This window comes from Actinomycetota bacterium, from assembly GCA_009923495.1.
Lineage (GTDB): Bacteria > Actinomycetota > Actinomycetes > S36-B12 > UBA5976 > UBA5976.
The window spans coordinates 14,352-31,480 of the sequence record RFTJ01000005.1 but is presented as its reverse complement, the minus strand read 5'-3'; the positions used below and the strand labels follow the sequence as shown (position 1 = coordinate 31,480).

Below are 17,129 nucleotides of genomic sequence, written 5' to 3'. Positions count from 1 at the left end.
TTTAGTCTTTTTTGAAAGGTTCGACACCTGGCGGGATAACCGTATTTTCATCAATTGCGGCATCTGGCACACCAAAACGATCCGTAGCGGCATAAACATGCTCGGCCACGATGATTGGTGTATGGCGATTAAGAGTTTTGCCGGCAAAAAAAGCTGGAGATACCTGGGACATAATCAACATCAAAATAGCGCCAAGCAAGAAAGTCCCAACCGCAATAACAAAAATTCCACCGAGTTTGGTGCCAAAAATCGATACCACGGTGGAGCTATTCTCTGGGTCCAGATCGTCAGTGAGGGTCTTCAAGAACACGCTAAGTAAGGTGGCGCCACCAATTAGCGGCATTAAAACTCTGGCCGCAACTTGACGCAAGCCTGAGCCAGGGTTCTTGCGGAAGTGCCAGGCCGCTGAAAATCCAGTGAGTCCGTAATAGAAAGCCACGAGCAAACTAACAACTTCGAGAGCATCGCCGAGTACATTTTCGCTCACTGCAGTTAAGCCAGCGTAAAACAAAATAGAGATAGCTGCCGTAACCAGTGTTGCAAAGCCTGGAGTTTTGTAATTGCGATGAATCATTGCGAATCTCCGTGGCAGCGCGTCGTATGCTCCCATAGAGAGTAGGGTGCGCGCATTTGGCATGATTGTGGTTTGCGTTGTTGCCGCAGCCGAGGTAAGTACTGCAAAAATCAAGAATTTATCAAGGTTTGTTCCAAGCACTTGGGCACCAATGAACGCAAGTACATCATCTTTTTCTTCAAGTGGCGTAGCGCTAGCAAATGCTAAACAAGCAACAGCAACTAGCGCGTAAGTAACAAGCAGAATTAAGGTGCTAATAAGTGCTGCGCGACCTGGAACTTTATTAGGCTCGTCAGTCTCCTCGTTGAGTGAAACAGTAGTATCCCAGCCCCAGTAAAGAAAGATTGCTAGAAGTACGCCGGCAGATAGTGCACTAAACGATAGGCCGGCACCATTTGTGGTGGCAAAGGGATTAAACCAAGCCAAGGCCGGCTTAACTGCAGCTTCACCGGCTTTGCCCGTGTAAACCTTGTAGAGAGCAACAACACTAAACCAAATTAAAACCACCATTTCGGCAGCCAGTAGCCATTGCTGCAGTCGTGCAGAAACATTGATTCCCCGATATGAAACCCAACTCAATAAAACAATCCAGCTACAGCCAGCAGCTGTTACCCAAAGAGTGCTATCTGCCAGCGAACTACCGAACATTAAGAAAAAATATTGACCAGCAATTTGGGCAACACTTGCCATGCTGATCATTCCGGCAGCGACCAGACCCCAGCCACCCATCCAGCCAACCCAAGGATTGAATACTCGGGTTGCCCAAGTGAATGTTGTGCCACAATCTGGCGTCTCGCGATTTAATTCGCGATAGGCGTAGGCAATGAACAAAATTGGAATAAAGGCGAGCAAGATGATTGCTGGAGATTGGTAGGCAACGCAGGTAACAACAAATCCCAGAGTTGCTGCTAGTGAATAACCTGGGGCAGTCGAGGATACTCCGATTGCGATACTTGAGAACAAGCCAAGGCTCTTCGACCGCAAGCCTTTTTCGTGCGCTACTTCAGATTCAGGGTTCACCCATGATTCATTGCTCATCTGCAAAACTTTAGCAATTATTGAAGGCAGACTCTCATAATCGGTAAAACTTTTACCATTTTTGCTACCAACTTGGCATGCTGAAAACAGCAATCAAATCAAGTGAGGTACCAATGAAATCAAAACTTCCAGTCGCCACCTATGAGCAAGTAATTGCTGCACTATTCTGTTTTGGCTGGCTAGCTTCGCTAGTTGTGACAACCCATAAAAGCGCTTTTTTGGTTCACCCGTTTGATACCTCCGATATGCTGCGTCGCGCTGAGCTCATAGCGTTCATCGCTGGGTGGATTCTGCTCTGTGTCGGCCCAGTCGGGATAGCCATTCGAATGCTCTTGGTAGATGACGCTCAGTTGCGGTACTTGTGGTTTGTGGCGTTACTGTATCCGGCTAGCGTATTAGCGATTCAATTTACTTTGTATTTTCAAAATAATCGCTGGTACTTCAGTTACTTAACGGAGAATCCATGGTTTGCCGTCACTGATATTGTTGTGCCACTCGGACTGCTTTTAGTTGATCGGGTCGTTCGGAATTCTCGAGTTTTGATTTCGAGTGAGGATTTGGCCACTGAGTTTGAACCCCATCTAACCCACTGATATTTCCTCAATTCAGACACAGGGATTTGGCCAAAATTTGGGTTTAGCCCGATAGGGCAAGGGGAAACTAGCCCTTGACGAGATGTCGGGGGTAGGGTGTATGTTATTCGAACAAATGTTCGAAAGGCTAAAGATGGCACATAGCTATCGCACCCAAGCTTTGACTGATGTCGCTGTAGACGAATCGGGGGTGCCAACGAGGTTCGCATGGCGAGGCCGCAAGTACGTGGTAATCGCCGTGCTGCTGAGTTGGCTCGAGTCTGCAGTTTGGTGGCGAGATGGTCGCGACTACTCAGTCTGGCGAGTAGAAGCTAGCACTGCATCAGACGCTGCTATCCGCCAAAGCGACTCTTCCCGTGCTCAGTCACGCGCTACTCAAAAGCTGCCAACTTCCTCAGGCATTTATGACATTGCCCAAAGCGATGCCAGTTGGTCTATTCGTCAAGTTATGGATTAGTGAGGAAACGAAATGAGCGCACAACCAACACATGAAGCACGCGTAACTCCAGTCAGTATCGATTTACTTTCCAGCGCATTACGCAGTTTAGACGAAGCAATCGTCGCCCAACGAGCTGGTGAAAAATATGTAACTGCCCATCTGTCTGCCTTATCTGCCGCCGCCGCATTACTTGCCGCGCACGCGCAACCCAACACCCGTAAGCCAACAAGTGCTTGGGTGCTCATTGCAAAAGTAGTTCCGGAATTTTCTGAGTGGGCAGCATTCTTTGCTGCTGGATCTGGCAAGCGAGCTGCTGCTGCCGCTGGCCTAGGTGGTGCGGTTACTCCACGAGAAGCTGATGACCTAGTTCGTGATGCCTACGAATTTATTTCGCTAGTTGCAGAAAAACTTGGGGTAACTCAACAACTCATATTGCCTAAGCATGTTCAAGACTTGGCCCGGCACCAAAGCCAAGTTGGTCAGCCAGGAAATGTGATTGCAATCAATCGAAATAAAAAGCAGTAAGGCATCTGGTTAATGGTCAATGTCGATAAATTCCTTTGTTCACCTCCATGTTGCTTCCGCATTCTCGCTTCGGTACGGAACTACCACCCCCGAGCAGTTAGTTGCGCAAGCAGCCAGACTTGAACAACCAGCATTGGCACTGACCGACCTGGACAGTGTGTCTGGTGCCGTTAGATTTGTGCAGGCATGTCAAAGCGCAGACATTTCTGCCATTTTGGGCTTGGACTTAACTATTGCAATCGACCATGATAGAAAAGTCACACCGATGCATGGCGGGACTTGGCTACGTAGCGTTCAGCCTAGAGTTACTGTCTTAGCTCACGATAAAACAAGTTGGGCAGGCTTATGCAAAACCTTGAGCGTCGCCCAAAGTTCTGAACATAGATTTGCGGAGATATCCGAATCAGATCTGATGCAGTTGGCTAGCGAATATGGTTTAACAGTTTTACTTGGACCCCAATCAATGCTCGGGTGGCATATTGCACAGCGTCGCTTTGATCAAGCAACTAATTATTTGAATGAGTGGCGCGCTCATGATGTGTTGCCACACGTTGAAATTGTCACACATCGCGCTAAGCCAACTGGCATGCAACTCTCTGATGCATTTGCAGCTCGTATGTTGCAGTGGGCAATTAGTCAGCGAACGCCAGCAGTTTTAACCAATATGGTTCGCTATTTAGTCCCGAGTCAAAATCGGCTGGCCGATGTACTTGATGCTGCCAGGTTGCAAGTCCCATTAAGTGAAAAGCATCGACAGGGTAGTACTGATCAAGCTTTCCTTGCTGATTCCATGCATATGCACCAGGTCGCGTATCGCCTAGCAAACATGGTTGGTGATCCGCGAGATATTGCAAAATTGCTGTTAACCAAAACCCAAGATTTAGCCGAAAATTCAGTGTTAGATCCACAAGCTGACCTAGGCCTAGGCGCTGTTTATGTCCCAGAGTTATCAATGGTTACCGAACGAATCGACCTATCCGCAATTGAACTATTACGAAGTCAGTGTGCTGTCGGCCTTGATTCGTATTTAAGTCGAAATCCTGATCGCCGCCACGAAGCGCACAATCGTGCCGAAGCCGAACTTGAGGTGTTAACCCGAATGGGACTAGCTGGTTACATCCTGACTATTACCAAAGTGGTAAACATGATTCGCAAAATGGGCATTCGAGTAGCTGCGCGAGGTTCTGGTGCTGGCAGCTTTGTAAATCACCTTCTTGGCATCGCCGGGGTAGATCCAATTGAACATAACTTATTAATGGAGCGTTTTATATCTACTCTGCGACCCGGTCTGCCTGATGTAGATATTGATGTCGAGTCACATCGGCGTCTTGAAGTTTATGATGCAATATTTTCTGAATTTGGTGACGAGCGAGTTGCTTGTGTAGCGATGTATGAGACATATCGAGTGCGTCATGCAATCCGAGATGTTGGCGCAGCACTAGGTATGCCTGCTGGTGAAATAGGCGACATGGCAAAGTCTTTTCCGCATATCAGAGCAAAGTATGTCCGAAGCGCCTTAGCCGAACTTCCAGAATTACGCCGTACTGGATTAGCAGCTCGGGCTAGTCGTGGTTACCTAGATCAGTTTTTAGATTTAGTTGAAGGTCTTGACTCATTGCCTAGGCAAATTGCAATGCATCCGTGTGGAATCGTACTTTCAGACTCGTCACTACTTGACCGTACCCCAGTTCAGGCAAGTGCCCAAGGCTATTCAATGACACCATTTGATAAAGATGATGTTGAAGTTATGGGGCTACTCAAACTAGATGTCCTTGGTGTCCGGATGCAGTCGGCATTAAGTTATGCAGTTTCTGAAATAGATCGATTAGGAACTGAATCTGGAAATCTAGAGTCAATAAATCTTGATGAGATTTCATTGACTGATACCCAAACTTTTTCACTGATTCAAAGCACTAAGACTTTAGGGTGCTTTCAGATCGAATCACCAGGACAACGCGAACTAATTGGGAAATATGAGCCAAAAGAGTTCCATGACCTGATTGTAGATATCTCACTATTTCGCCCTGGTCCAGTTAAGAGCGACATGATTGGTCCATTTTTACGAGCTCGCCAAGGCTGGGAGCCCGCCAGATATTTACATCCCGACCTAGAGCCAATTTTGCAAGAGACATATGGCGTAGTGGTTTTTCACGAACAGGTAATGCGAATAGTCGCGAAGATGACTGGCTGTTCACTTGAGTATGCAGATTTGGTACGCCGCAATATGGGCGATCACGGAAAATTAGATGAAATACGTGAATGGTTTTACGCAAAATTGCGTAGCCGCAATTATTCATTGCAGGTAACTGAAGATGTTTGGGAAGTTCTACGCGCCTTTGCATCATTTGGGTTTTGTAAAGCACACGGTGCTGCTTTTGCATTGCCCACTTATCAGTCTGCTTGGCTAAAGACGCATTACCCAGCAGCTTTCTTTGCTGGAGTGCTGACCCATGATCCCGGCATGTATCCAAAGCGGTTGATTGTCGATGATGCTCGTGGCTGTGGCATTGAGATTCTTGGGTTGGATGTCAACGCCTCAAAGTCCAGCTATGTTGTCGAAGTGATTGAGCAAAATGAAGTCATTAAGTATGGCGTGCGGATTGCACTTAGTGAAGTAAAGGGGATCAGCGAAGCCGAGGTAGTAAGTATTGTTGCTGGCCAGCCATACAAATCTCTTTACGATTTCGTTTATCGCTCTGGGGCATCTCAGCCAATAGTCCAAAGATTAATCCTGGCTGGCGGATTCGATAGATTGCACATTGGGCAAGCGGCGAGAAACGATTTACTTTTCCATGCACTAGACCTGACTGGCACAGATTCTTCAAAAAGAGTTGGATTACAACTAGCGTTCTCGGATGAAGAAGTTTGGCAGCCAGAGAGAACTGGCTTAAAGCCAATGTCGCTAGCAGATCAGGTAAAAAATGAAGTTGAAATTTTAGGGATTGATGTTTCAGCACATGTTGTCAGTTTCTATATCCCGATGCTTAGGGACTTAGGAGTAATTCCAGCAAGTCATTTATTAAAAGTTAGATCGCAATCTCAAGTGCTTGTTGCTGGAGTGAAAGTATCCACTCAGACTCCACCAATTCGATCAGGTAAGCGAGTAGTTTTTGTCACACTAGATGATTCAACTGGCCCGATTGACGTTGCATTTTTTGATGAAGCACAAGAACATTACGCCACAACACTTTTCCACTCATGGCTGGTTTTAATTAAGGGAAAAACTAGGCGAACTGGGCCTAGGGGAATTTCAGTACAAGCAGTCGGTTGCTGGGAACTAGCTACTGTGTACGAGCATTGGCGTAGTGGCGGGGTATCGGCAGTGCACGAATTATTGAACCAGCAGCCCTACGATGGAACTGAAACGCCTCCGACTAGTCAGGTTTGGGAGCATGCCAGTGGATTTAAGCAATCTTTATTTAGCGACGTTATTCCAGTTGGAAACACTCAAGCCATTAGTCGGCAATCTGCGGGGGTCGGCGGCTAATGTCTAACCAGAACAGCACTGCCGAGCTAAATCTGAAAGATGCGCCCTGTCATATTCTGCACATCGACATGGATGCTTTTTTTGCATCGGTTGAAGTCAGTAGCCGACCTGAACTTGCTGGCAAGCAGGTAATTATTGGCCATGAAGGTGGACGTGGCGTTGTACTTTCTGCCACTTACCCAGCCCGAGCTCGCGGAGTACACAGTGCCATGCCGATGTCTAGAGCGCTTCGCCTTGCACCGGATGCAGTAGTAATCGCGCCTGACATGAGCAAGTATGCAAAGGTGTCAAAGCGTGTGATGGAAATCTTTCATCAGATGACTCCATTAGTTCAGCCACTATCAATCGATGAGGCTTTTTTAGATGTAAGTGGCGCAACAAAGTTAATTGGTAGTCCCTTGCATATTGCTCGTGAAATTCGCAAACAAGTATGGAATCAAGAACAAATTACCTGTTCAGTAGGGATCGCGCCCACGATGTTCGTTGCAAAGCTAGCCACGAACAAAGCAAAACCCGATGGCATTTACGTGATTACCCCAGATCAAGTTATTGAGTTTTTACATGCGTTGCCGATAACTGCCATGTGGGGAGTTGGAGCAAAAACTGCCGAACAACTTGGGCGACTTGGGTTGACTACCGTGGCTGATATAGCAAACACACCAGTAAAAACTTTGGCCCGAGTAATCGGCCAGGCACACGCAACGCAGTTACACGAACTGTCTTGGGGGCGCGATTTGCGAAACGTAACTCCAGAGCATACCGAGCGAAGTATTGGGGCAGAGCGCACTTTTGATAGCGATACCGATGACCTTGCCGAGTTAGCAAATCATTTCATGGCACTAAGCGATACTGTTGCGCGCAAACTTCGTCACTCGAATAATGCTGCTCGAACGATTTCAATTAAGGTCAGATTCTCAGACTTTAAAACGGTAACTCGCAGTAAAACATTGGCCAATCCAACAAATTTGGCCCATGAGATTTTTCAAGTGACCCAGAGCCTAATCACTAGTATGAATTTGCAGCGAATCCGCATCCGCCTTGTTGGTGTTAGGGCCGAAAACTTAGTCCCAGATTCTGACATCTCCACGCAGTTGCAACTAGGCGATCGAGCAGCGGGCTGGCGGGAAGCCGAAAGTGTCTTAGATAAAGTCGCGGGTAAATTTGGCCAGAATAAGTTGCGCCAAGCGCGGCTGATTTCGCCAAATTATGTAGATAGTCCAGATTTCATAGGCGATGCTGGTGAATGAGCGAAACCCCTGCAACCAAATTTTTTGGGGTGCAAAAAGTCAGAAATTGGTCGTATCCTAGAGATAGGGAATCTGACTAGAAATTAAGGAGTTGAAGGATATGCCACTATCTGAGCATGAACAACGACTGCTAGATCAGATGGAGCGGGCAATTCTGACCGAAGACCCGAGATTTGCTTCGACGTTTCGCGACACCATCAAGCAAGTCGGCAAGAAGTCGCAATCGGCGTTACATCCGGGTGTCATTATTACTGGCATCTTGGTGGGTGTCGTAGCTTTACTGACTGCCGTGACAATCTCACTTCCAGTTCTAGGCGTATTCGGATTTGTCGTTATTGTCTTTTCGGTAAGTGCCCTAGTAAGCGGACTAGGAAAGAAAGAAAAGCCAGCAACCAAGTCAAAAAAACCTAAAAAATCATTCATGCAGGGTCTGGAAGAGCGCTGGGATAACCGCTCTGAAAACTAGTCTGATCAGAGTACATCTTGCGCCGATTCTTTAGTTGCGCTGTCACGGTTTTGGCTCTGGCCGGATTTTCACTCCTTGCATATTTAGGTATACAGACTTGGCTGGCCTCAAATACAAACTTAGGAATAACAACTCCAAGCATTGGCATTGAAAGCTATCAACTGCCAAAGTTTTCTGGATCCATCGACAACAGTGGTTATGACGTTTCATTCCCGCAGTGTCATCAAAAACTTTCTCAGAGGTCTGTTGGCTTTGTGATTATTGGGCTCAATAACGGTCGGCCTTTCACTGCTAATCCATGTTTTGCACGACAATGGACCTGGGCGAATTCGCACAGTGCTCGTGCCATATACATCAATGTTTCTGATCCCGGAAAAGGGTCGCCGGTTAAGCGAGGAACTCAAATTGGTCGCGACACACTTGATCGGTTAGCCGATTTGCAGATAGCTCAAGATGTACCAATTTGGCTAGACATTGAAATAGATAATGACTGGACTAGTCCGAATCGTGCAGTTGCGCTCATCAATGAAGTGCTTCGAGTGCTCTCAACAGGCGGCCATCCTGTTGGCATTTATTCGGTGCCCGTGCACTGGTTTAACATCACATTGTCAGCGCCAGTCACTATTCCAACCTGGCTCGGACTAGGCAAGTACCAACAGATCTCAGCTGGAGTTGCTGCTGCTAAGGCAGCATGTTCCCGCGCTAACTTTGGCGGTCGCAAACCTGCCATCGTGCAGTTTGTTGCCAGGTATGAGTCTGGTTGGCTAGACCGAAACATCATTTGTGGGTCGCCAGCAGGACTTGTTTCTCGCCCTTAAGCGCCGGCTAAACCTTACAGTTTTTAGTTCAAATCTTGGTCCGCGGTAAATTCTGGGCATTATTAGCCAATCTGCGAAAAATTACTCCATTATGCTCCACCAATAATTAACTGCTTTTTATGGACATATCTGCGACACAAGGGAAAATTGTGGCAAAAAAGTGCTTGACAGTGGAGTGAAGTGGAGTATTCTGGGACAACACGGTGACCTGGGGAAGGGTCGCCATTGTCGGGGAAGTAGGTGTCACCTTGTTTTTAGGCACACATACCCCGAAATTAGATGAAAAGGGCCGCCTGATTCTTCCGGCCAAATTCCGCGAATCACTAACAGCTGGCCTGGTGATGACCAAAGGCCAAGAACGATGCTTGGTTATTTGGGCCCAAGAGCAATTTGCTGAATATGCCGAATCATTACGTGCCCGCTCACAAAATAACGAAAAGGTTCGCGCATTTACTCGCGTCTTCTTTTCATCGGCCTTTGATGATGTTGCTGACAAGCAGGGCCGAGTTACTATTCCCGCACAACTGCGCCAATGGGCGGGATTAGATCGCGAACTAGTAGTAATCGGTGCGGATACCCGTATTGAAATTTGGGATTCAGTCGCGTGGAGTCAGTACCTAGCTGTCCAAGAACCGGGCTTTGCATCTCTTGATGAGGAGATTGTCCGACCATGATTTTTTCGGAAACCATCTGTGGCCTTCGGCCATTGTTTGACTCCTGTCACACCTTCCCCGGTGCCAGGCTCAGCAATGGCCGAGGACTAGAGGTGGCTTTCCAGTTAAGTGGTGGCAAGTGTTGAAATTCGAACATGTGCCAGTAAAACAGGAACGCTGCCTTGAGTTGCTTGCCCCTGCATTGCAAAGCCAAGACGCAGTTTTCGTAGATGCAACGGTTGGTCTGGGCGGGCATAGCCTGGCAGTTCTAAAAACCTTCAAAGACGTGAAAATTATTGGCCTTGATCGCGACGAGTCTGCTTTGGCAATCAGTCGCGAGAGGTTGAGCGAATTTGAAGGTCGCGTTACTTTGGTGCACGCCGTATACGACCAGATTGAAAAAGTCCTTGCTGAATTAGAAATTGAGGCAGTCCATGGAATCCTCTTTGATCTTGGCGTGTCCTCAATGCAACTAGATAACGCGGAGCGTGGCTTTGCCTATTCGAAAAATGCACCACTTGATATGCGAATGGATAGTTCAACTGGCCAAACAGCGGCAGATGTGGTGAACAATTACTCGCACGCCGACCTAGCTCGGATATTACGAACTTACGGTGAAGAGCGATTTGCTGGACGAATCGCTAGTGCCATAATTCGGGAACGTGAAGTCCAGCCTTTTGCTGACAGCGTTCGACTGGTTGCAGTTGTGCGCGATGCAATTCCAGCGGCCACTCGCCGCACAGGAGGCAATCCTGCTAAACGAACTTTTCAGGCGCTGCGAATCGAAGTGAATGATGAACTAGCGGTTCTGGAACGCGCAATTCCAGCAGCGCTTAATTGTTTAGCGCTCAAGGGTCGCATCGTGGTTATGTCCTATCAGTCACTAGAAGATCGCATCGTTAAGTTGGCACTTCGAGAAGGTGCAACATCAAAGACGCCGATTGACTTACCTTTTTCTACTTCAGAAGATCAGCCCTGGCTTGAGTTGCTTACCCGCGGAGCCGAAACTGCATCAGACGAGGAAGTATCTCGGAACTCCCGTGCGGCGTCAGTTCGACTCCGTGCGGCTATGCGAATAGGAGTGGCCGCATGAGCGCGATGCCGGCAAGAGCACCACAAATCACTCGGCCAGTGAAACCGCAGCCAGTAGCAAAGAAATCTCAGCACAAACGAACAGTTAAACAGTTCAAGCAGGTAATCAGCCCTACGCTTGAAGTAATACATGATGCAGTACCTGAAGGTCGCGCTAACACTAAGGTATTTAGTTTTATTGTCCTTGGCCTGGTGAGTCTTGGACTTCTTGGATTGTTACTTGTAAATACCTTCACCGCGAAGGCCTCATTTGAGAAACGCCAACTCCAACGACAGGTTGCGCAGCTAACAGCGCAGGAACAGCAGTTGCAACGGCAAGTTGCCCTCAAAGAGTCACCCGGCCAATTGTTAATAGTTGCTCAGAAAATGGGCATGGTTCCAGCAGCAACACCAGCATTCTTGCGTCTTTCAGATCACAAGATTCTAGGAGTTCCGCAGCCTGCGGAAGCGGGGAAGTGAAATGGCTAACCAGGGAGTTCCGCCAGCGCCTTATGGCCCGGTAGCAACTGCTCCCGCTGTGGTGCACCTTGGTAATCCAGGCAAGCGAATCAGAGTATTTACTGCTTTAATAATTTTTTTTATTCTGCTTTGCCTACTCCGACTTATTGATCTGCAGGTTATTCGCTCTTCGGAATTAGCGAAGCAGTCCGAAAATTCACGCCTCCAAACTTACGTAGTGCCGGCTATTCGCGGCTCCATCACCGACCTAAACGGCAGCCCAATCGCTATGACGATAAAGGCACGCAATGTCACGGTAGACCAAACCTTGATTTTGGATGCTAGAAAGACTGCTGAAGCATTAGCGCCTTATCTGAAAATGCCGGTTCGAGTAATCCAAAAAAAGTTAACCGGGAAATTGCGGTTCAATTATGTAGCCAGGAATGTCACGCCAGAGTTGTGGGACAAAATTGACAAGTTAAATCTGCGAGGAATCTTAAGTGAACCGAGTTCCTTGCGGATTTATCCAGAGGGGAGCCTGGCCGCCAATTTACTCGGATTTACCGGATTTGATGGACATGGATTGGTCGGGCTAGAGCAAACCTATGACTCAATTTTGGCGGGAACCGATGGCAAGCAAACTGTTGAAATGGTCAATGGTGCACAGATTCCTACTGGTCCAAACTCAGGTATCGAGGCTGTTGATGGCGGCTCACTTCAATTAACAATTGATCATTCAATTCAGGCGGTTGCCGAAGGCGCTCTTGCCCGACAGGTTCGAGCCGAGAAAGCAATCGGTGGCGATGTCATTGTTATGGACCCAAAGACTTTCCAAATTTTAGCTATGGCTACTTATCCCACATTCAATCCGAATCATCCAAGTCAGTATCGGACTTCTCAAACTAGGAATAGCGCCGTTCAAGACACCTTTGAGCCTGGTTCGACTAGCAAGGTTATGACTATGGCAGCAGTGCTGGAAGAGCGTGCACTCAAACCAACTAGCAAGATGATTATTCCGCCAAGGATTCGAAAAGGCGGGACAAATTTCACCGACCATGATCCACACGGAACGCTACGGTTAACACTCAACGGGGTTTTAGCTCAGTCAAGCAACATCGGCTCGATTATGGCTGCTGATAAAATTGGTCAAGACAAGCTAGTCAGTTACCTTCGCAAATTCGGAATCGGCCAGACAACTGGGTCGAAAATTTACGGCGAACAGGCCGGACTCTTACCTGACCCAAAAAACCCAAATCAGTGGTCAGATACCACGTTTCCAACACTTGCTTTTGGCCAAGGCCTATCGGTCACGGCATTACAGGTAGCCGCTATTTACTCGACCATCGCCAACAATGGAATTCGGATGCAACCTCAAATAATCGCTGGAACAACTAGCAATGAAGGAGTGTTTACGCCAGCTGATCCACCCACTGCTACGCGAGTAATTAGCGCTAAGACCGCCAAGACGGTTCGGGAGATGATGGAAAGTGTTGTCTCTGCAGAAGGCACGGCGCCGGCGGCCCAAATTCCTGGATATCGGGTTGCTGGTAAGACTGGAACTGCAAACCGGTCTCGCGTTGATGGACCCGGTTACAGCGGTTATACAGCCTCGTTTGTCGGTATGGCCCCGGCGGAAAATCCAGCGCTAGTGGTGGCAGTCATGATTCACACTCCCGGCGGATTGCATTTCGGTAGTTTGTTGTCAGGTCCAGTTTTCCGTGAGGTGATGATGTATTCATTAGCTCATCGCAAAGTTCCGCCATCAAGTCAAAAGCGGCCAACCATTGCTGTTAAGTGGTGACACAGTGTCCGCGAATTTGGTGCAGCCAACGACTCTTGCGCAGTTAGCCAGAGAACTTGAATTTGAACATGCATTAGATGCACAAATAGTTGGGTTGACTCATGATTCTAGAGCGGTTCAACCTGGTTTCCTTTATGTCGCCATCCCGGGACTAACTCATCATGGAATCGAATTTCTTGCTGAGGCGGTTAGCCGAGGAGCGGTTGCAGTGGCTAGCGATGCACATGGTTGCGAGATTCTTGCAAAAGAGAATTTCCCTTGGCTAAAACTTTCATCACCTCGAGCCGACATGGCTACCATTGCCGCTGAGCTATACGGGAATCCGCAGTCTAAATTGCGGATAATTGGCGTCACGGGAACTAATGGAAAGACAACTGTCACTCAGATGATGCAATCTTTACTTAGCGAACATGGGAGTAGCGTTGGTACCATCGGCACGCTTGGCGCTTTCATTGGCGAATATAAAATTCCAAGCGCCAGAACTACTCCCGAATCCACAGATCTTTTTTCAATCCTTGCTGAGATGGTGGCAAAAAATGTGGACACTGTTTGCATGGAAGTTTCAAGCCACGCATTGGAGTTAGAGCGAGTTGCTGGTATCACTTTCGATTTGGCAATCTTCACAAATTTAACGCAGGATCATTTGGATTTCCATGGAACAATGGAGCATTACTTCTGGGCAAAGGCCAAACTATTTACTGGCGGAAAAAGCAAGATCGCAGTTATTTACAGAGATGATAATTGGGGCCGGCAGTTACTCAATGTTACTGACGCAGAATCCATCATCTCGGTTGGCCAAGATGGTGATTGGCAGATTACTTCAGCAAAAACGGAACTTGCTGGCAGCACCACTTTCACGCTACACGGACCCAGTGGGGTTTATTCAATTGAACTTCCAATGTATGGATTATTTAACACCGTAAATGCATCGCTCTGTTTAGCGGCGTGCGCCAACTTAGGTATTGATCCTGATGAGGTGAAAGTCGCGTTCGCAAATTTGGCTCAAGTCCCGGGTCGGATGCAGATAGTCGGGCAACGAAATGGTGCATTAGCCCTGGTGGACTACGCACACACACCGGATGCGGTCGAAAAAGTGCTAAGTGAAATTAGAAATGCAAACCCAACTCGCTTAATAACAGTTCTGGGTTGTGGCGGTAACCGCGATTCCAGTAAACGGGCAATAATGGGTCAAGTATCGGCTGAATTATCGGATGTCTTGATAATCACCGATGATAATCCACGATTCGAAGATCCAGCAGAAATCCGGTCCGCAATATTTAAAGGCACCGTTGGTCTGCCAACCCAGGTAATTGAAATTGGTGATCGACGGGCTGCTATTAATCACGCACTTTCTATAGCGCAGACTGGAGATGTGATCGCAGTTTTGGGTAAAGGGCATGAGCTAGGTCAAGAGGCAAATGGTGTGATTGCTGAATTCGATGATGTTGCCGTGATTTTAGAAAGTCTTTCGGATGCTTAACTTCACTCTTGGTCAAATTGCGCAAATTACTGGTGGGCGAGTAGTTGGCGATGCAGATTTAGTTATAAAGTCTGTTTCGACCGATTCTCGGACGAAGAGTTCAGATGGACTATTTGCTGCAATTGTCGGCGAGCGAGTTGACGGACATGACTTTGTGGCGCAGGCTGCCAAAAATGGCGCACTTGCCGCGCTGGTCTCGCGGGAAATTACCGGTCCTGGAGTGGTAGTACCAGCTCTAAATTCGGAAATAGATCCGGTCGTTTATGCCCTAGGAAAAATCTCAGCACACTACCGGGCAGAACTTTCAAAGGCCAATGTAATTGGCATTACGGGATCGTCGGGTAAGACCTCAACGAAGGACATAATTGGACAAGTCTTGGCTACTTCGGGAGAAACAATTGCCCCGCCAGGTTCGCCGAATAACGAATTGGGTTTACCTCTGACCATTCTTTCGGCACCTACAACGACGAAAAATTTGGTATTAGAAATGGGCATGCGCGGACTTGGCCACATCAGTTATCTATGCGAAATTGCCCGACCCAACATCGCTGTGGTAACAAATGTTGGCCAGGCACACATCGGTGAAGTTGGGTCTATTGAGAACATTGCAAAGGCGAAATCAGAAATCGTCCAAGGGCTCGGACATTTTGACTGGGCAGTGCTAAACCATGATGACCCAAATGTAATCGCAATGCGCGAAGTGACCAGTGCCCAGGTAATTACATATGGTTTCGGTACTGGTGCGGATATTCGTGCCACGAACTTACAGACCATGCCAGACGGTACATATGCCTTCGATGTTCAATTTGAAAACGAAGAAAATAATGTGCGACTTCCCTTGCTCGGTGAACATAATGTGCTCAACGCTTTAGCAGCGATTGGCGTTGGATCGATTTGCGGTATGGAAATTGCTCAGATTTGCCAGGCACTTTCTACGGTTAAGTCAAAGAGTCCGTGGCGGATGGAAAAGAAGGTACTTCCATCTGGTGTCACCATCATTAATGATGCCTACAACGCGAATCCAGAATCTATGGCGGCTGCACTGCGTGCACTGTCGGTTATCGCACCAACTGGTCATTCGTGGGCAGTACTGGGCGAAATGGCCGAACTTGGTGAGTTCTCCCTGGAGCAGCACGATGCGATAGGTCGACTTGCAGTTCGTCTTGATATTGCGCATCTCGTGGTGGTGGGACTGTCGGCTAAGGCGATGTACTTGGGGGCACTTCAAGAAGGTTCATTCAACGCAGAAGCGGTGTGGTTTCCCGAATTTAGTTCTGCCTGCGATTACATTTTAGAAAGGGTTGCTAGCCCGGACGTATTGCTCTTCAAGGCATCTCGTATTGGTCGCTTTGAAGAACTGGCCCAATTAGTCAGTGAATCTTTAACAGATGAGGTGAGTTCCCAATGAAGTTGGTTGTGCTCGCCGGAGTGTTTTCTGCAGTTTTCTCGCTAATTTTCACTCCCGTTTTTATTAAGCTACTTAACAGAAGGGGACTTTCCCAAGCTATCCGCGAATCGGCCGAAGGTCTACCTTTTCCCGATCATGCCGAAAAAAAAGGAACCCCGTCAATGGGCGGTTTGCCCATCCTGGTCTCGGTAGTTCTTGCCTACGCCTGTACTCACTTAGTTACTTGGACTGCTCCCACCGCATCTGGATATTTAGCGATTTATTTAATGGTAGGACTTGGGCTAGTCGGTGTTGCTGACGATTATTTGAAAATCTTCAAACAACGAAGCACTGGTATCAGGGCGAGAACAAAATTAATCGGCCAAGCTATTGTTGCTCTGAGTTTCGCTTGGCTTGGCTTGCAGTTTCCAGACGAGCAAGGTCGTCATCCACTTTCTCATGCGATTTCAATTGTGCGCGATCTGCCTTGGCTTTTGCCAACAGCGGTTATTTTGCTTTGGATCTGGCTGTTGATTGCAAGTATCACTAATGGAGTTAACTTAACTGATGGGCTAGATGGCCTTGCCTGTGGCGCAGCCATTATGGCGTTTATCGCATACACAGTTTTGTCCGTTTGGCAGTATGGACAAAACTGTCAGTTCGGTGATGTGGCTCGCTGCTACACAGTTCGAGATCCACTGGACTTAGCAATTTTCGCTGCGATCTGTGCGGGTGCCTGTTTCGGTTTCCTGTGGTGGAATACCAGTCCAGCGAAAATCTTCATGGGCGATACGGGTTCATTGGCTCTTGGTGGAGCGATTGCTGCGCTGGCAACCCTAACGCGCACGGAATTACTGTTACCTCTTTTCGGTGGACTGTTTGTCATCATCACATTGTCGGTTATTGCCCAAGTGGGTTCATACAAACTCACGGGCAAGCGTGTCTTGCGAATGGCGCCACTTCATCATCACTTTGAAATGCTTGGTTGGCCAGAGATTTTGATTGTGGTTCGATTTTGGATCATTCAAGGCGTTTGCGTAGCGGCGGCTATGGCCATCTTTTATGCCGAGTGGGTCAGACAGTGAGGCGCG

Annotated in this window: 14 protein-coding genes and 1 pseudogene; 14 read left to right on the top strand and 1 reads right to left on the bottom strand. The window is 47.9% G+C overall.

Annotation, left to right across the window (positions count from 1 at the left end; all coding sequences use genetic code 11):
• Position 1 precedes the first annotated feature (1 nt).
• The gene (locus tag EBS36_03295; protein NBU32179.1) at positions 2–1,612 is read right to left on the bottom strand and encodes an APC family permease; all 1,611 of its coding nucleotides are present in this window, start codon (positions 1,610–1,612) and stop codon (positions 2–4) included.
• Between the two features lie 77 nt (positions 1,613–1,689).
• On the opposite strand from EBS36_03295, the gene EBS36_03290 reads away from it, so the two are divergent.
• The 14 genes and pseudogenes from EBS36_03290 (at position 1,690) to EBS36_03225 (ending at position 17,123) form a co-directional block, all read left to right on the top strand.
• Complete coding sequence (locus EBS36_03290; GenBank protein NBU32178.1) at positions 1,690–2,205, top strand: hypothetical protein; 516 nt, start codon at positions 1,690–1,692, stop codon at positions 2,203–2,205.
• Positions 2,206–2,305: 100 nt separating this feature from the next.
• The gene (locus EBS36_03285; GenBank protein NBU32177.1) at positions 2,306–2,662 is read left to right on the top strand and encodes a hypothetical protein; all 357 of its coding nucleotides are present in this window, start codon (positions 2,306–2,308) and stop codon (positions 2,660–2,662) included.
• A 12-nt stretch (positions 2,663–2,674) separates the two neighbouring features.
• Positions 2,675–3,046: pseudogene (locus EBS36_03280) on the top strand (hypothetical protein).
• 142 nt (positions 3,047–3,188) lie between these two features.
• Positions 3,189–6,656: a DNA polymerase III subunit alpha gene (locus EBS36_03275; protein NBU32176.1), complete on the top strand. Its 3,468-nt coding sequence runs from the start codon at positions 3,189–3,191 to the stop codon at positions 6,654–6,656.
• Positions 6,656–7,903 (top strand): DNA polymerase IV, encoded by a 1,248-nt coding sequence (locus EBS36_03270; GenBank protein NBU32175.1) that lies wholly within the window; start codon positions 6,656–6,658, stop codon positions 7,901–7,903. Before EBS36_03275 ends, EBS36_03270 begins: the two co-directional genes overlap by 1 nt.
• Before the next feature lie 100 nt (positions 7,904–8,003).
• Positions 8,004–8,369, top strand: coding sequence for a DUF3040 domain-containing protein (locus tag EBS36_03265; protein NBU32174.1), 366 nt, complete (start codon positions 8,004–8,006; stop codon positions 8,367–8,369).
• Positions 8,370–8,386: 17 nt separating this feature from the next.
• A complete protein-coding gene (locus EBS36_03260) occupies positions 8,387–9,187 on the top strand; it encodes a hypothetical protein (GenBank protein ID NBU32173.1) in 801 nt (266 codons plus the stop codon).
• A gap of 248 nt (positions 9,188–9,435) precedes the next feature.
• Complete coding sequence (gene mraZ / locus EBS36_03255; protein NBU32172.1) at positions 9,436–9,861, top strand: transcriptional regulator MraZ; 426 nt, start codon at positions 9,436–9,438, stop codon at positions 9,859–9,861.
• Between the two features lie 121 nt (positions 9,862–9,982).
• Positions 9,983–10,933 carry a 16S rRNA (cytosine(1402)-N(4))-methyltransferase RsmH gene (gene rsmH, locus EBS36_03250; protein NBU32171.1) on the top strand — a complete coding sequence of 317 codons (951 nt, stop codon included), beginning with the start codon at positions 9,983–9,985 and terminating at the stop codon, positions 10,931–10,933.
• The gene (locus EBS36_03245) at positions 10,930–11,391 is read left to right on the top strand and encodes a hypothetical protein (protein ID NBU32170.1); all 462 of its coding nucleotides are present in this window, start codon (positions 10,930–10,932) and stop codon (positions 11,389–11,391) included. Before rsmH ends, EBS36_03245 begins: the two co-directional genes overlap by 4 nt.
• A 1-nt stretch (position 11,392) precedes the next feature.
• Positions 11,393–13,171 (top strand): penicillin-binding protein 2, encoded by a 1,779-nt coding sequence (locus EBS36_03240; protein ID NBU32169.1) that lies wholly within the window; start codon positions 11,393–11,395, stop codon positions 13,169–13,171.
• Positions 13,116–14,651, top strand: a complete 1,536-nt coding sequence (locus EBS36_03235) for a UDP-N-acetylmuramoyl-L-alanyl-D-glutamate--2,6-diaminopimelate ligase (GenBank protein ID NBU32168.1) — start codon at positions 13,116–13,118, stop codon at positions 14,649–14,651. The genes EBS36_03240 and EBS36_03235 overlap by 56 nt, the downstream gene beginning before the upstream one ends.
• Positions 14,644–16,059 carry a UDP-N-acetylmuramoyl-tripeptide--D-alanyl-D-alanine ligase gene (locus EBS36_03230; GenBank protein ID NBU32167.1) on the top strand — a complete coding sequence of 472 codons (1,416 nt, stop codon included), beginning with the start codon at positions 14,644–14,646 and terminating at the stop codon, positions 16,057–16,059. Before EBS36_03235 ends, EBS36_03230 begins: the two co-directional genes overlap by 8 nt.
• Positions 16,056–17,123: a phospho-N-acetylmuramoyl-pentapeptide-transferase gene (locus EBS36_03225; protein NBU32166.1), complete on the top strand. Its 1,068-nt coding sequence runs from the start codon at positions 16,056–16,058 to the stop codon at positions 17,121–17,123. Before EBS36_03230 ends, EBS36_03225 begins: the two co-directional genes overlap by 4 nt.
• The last annotated feature ends 6 nt before the right edge of the window (positions 17,124–17,129 follow it).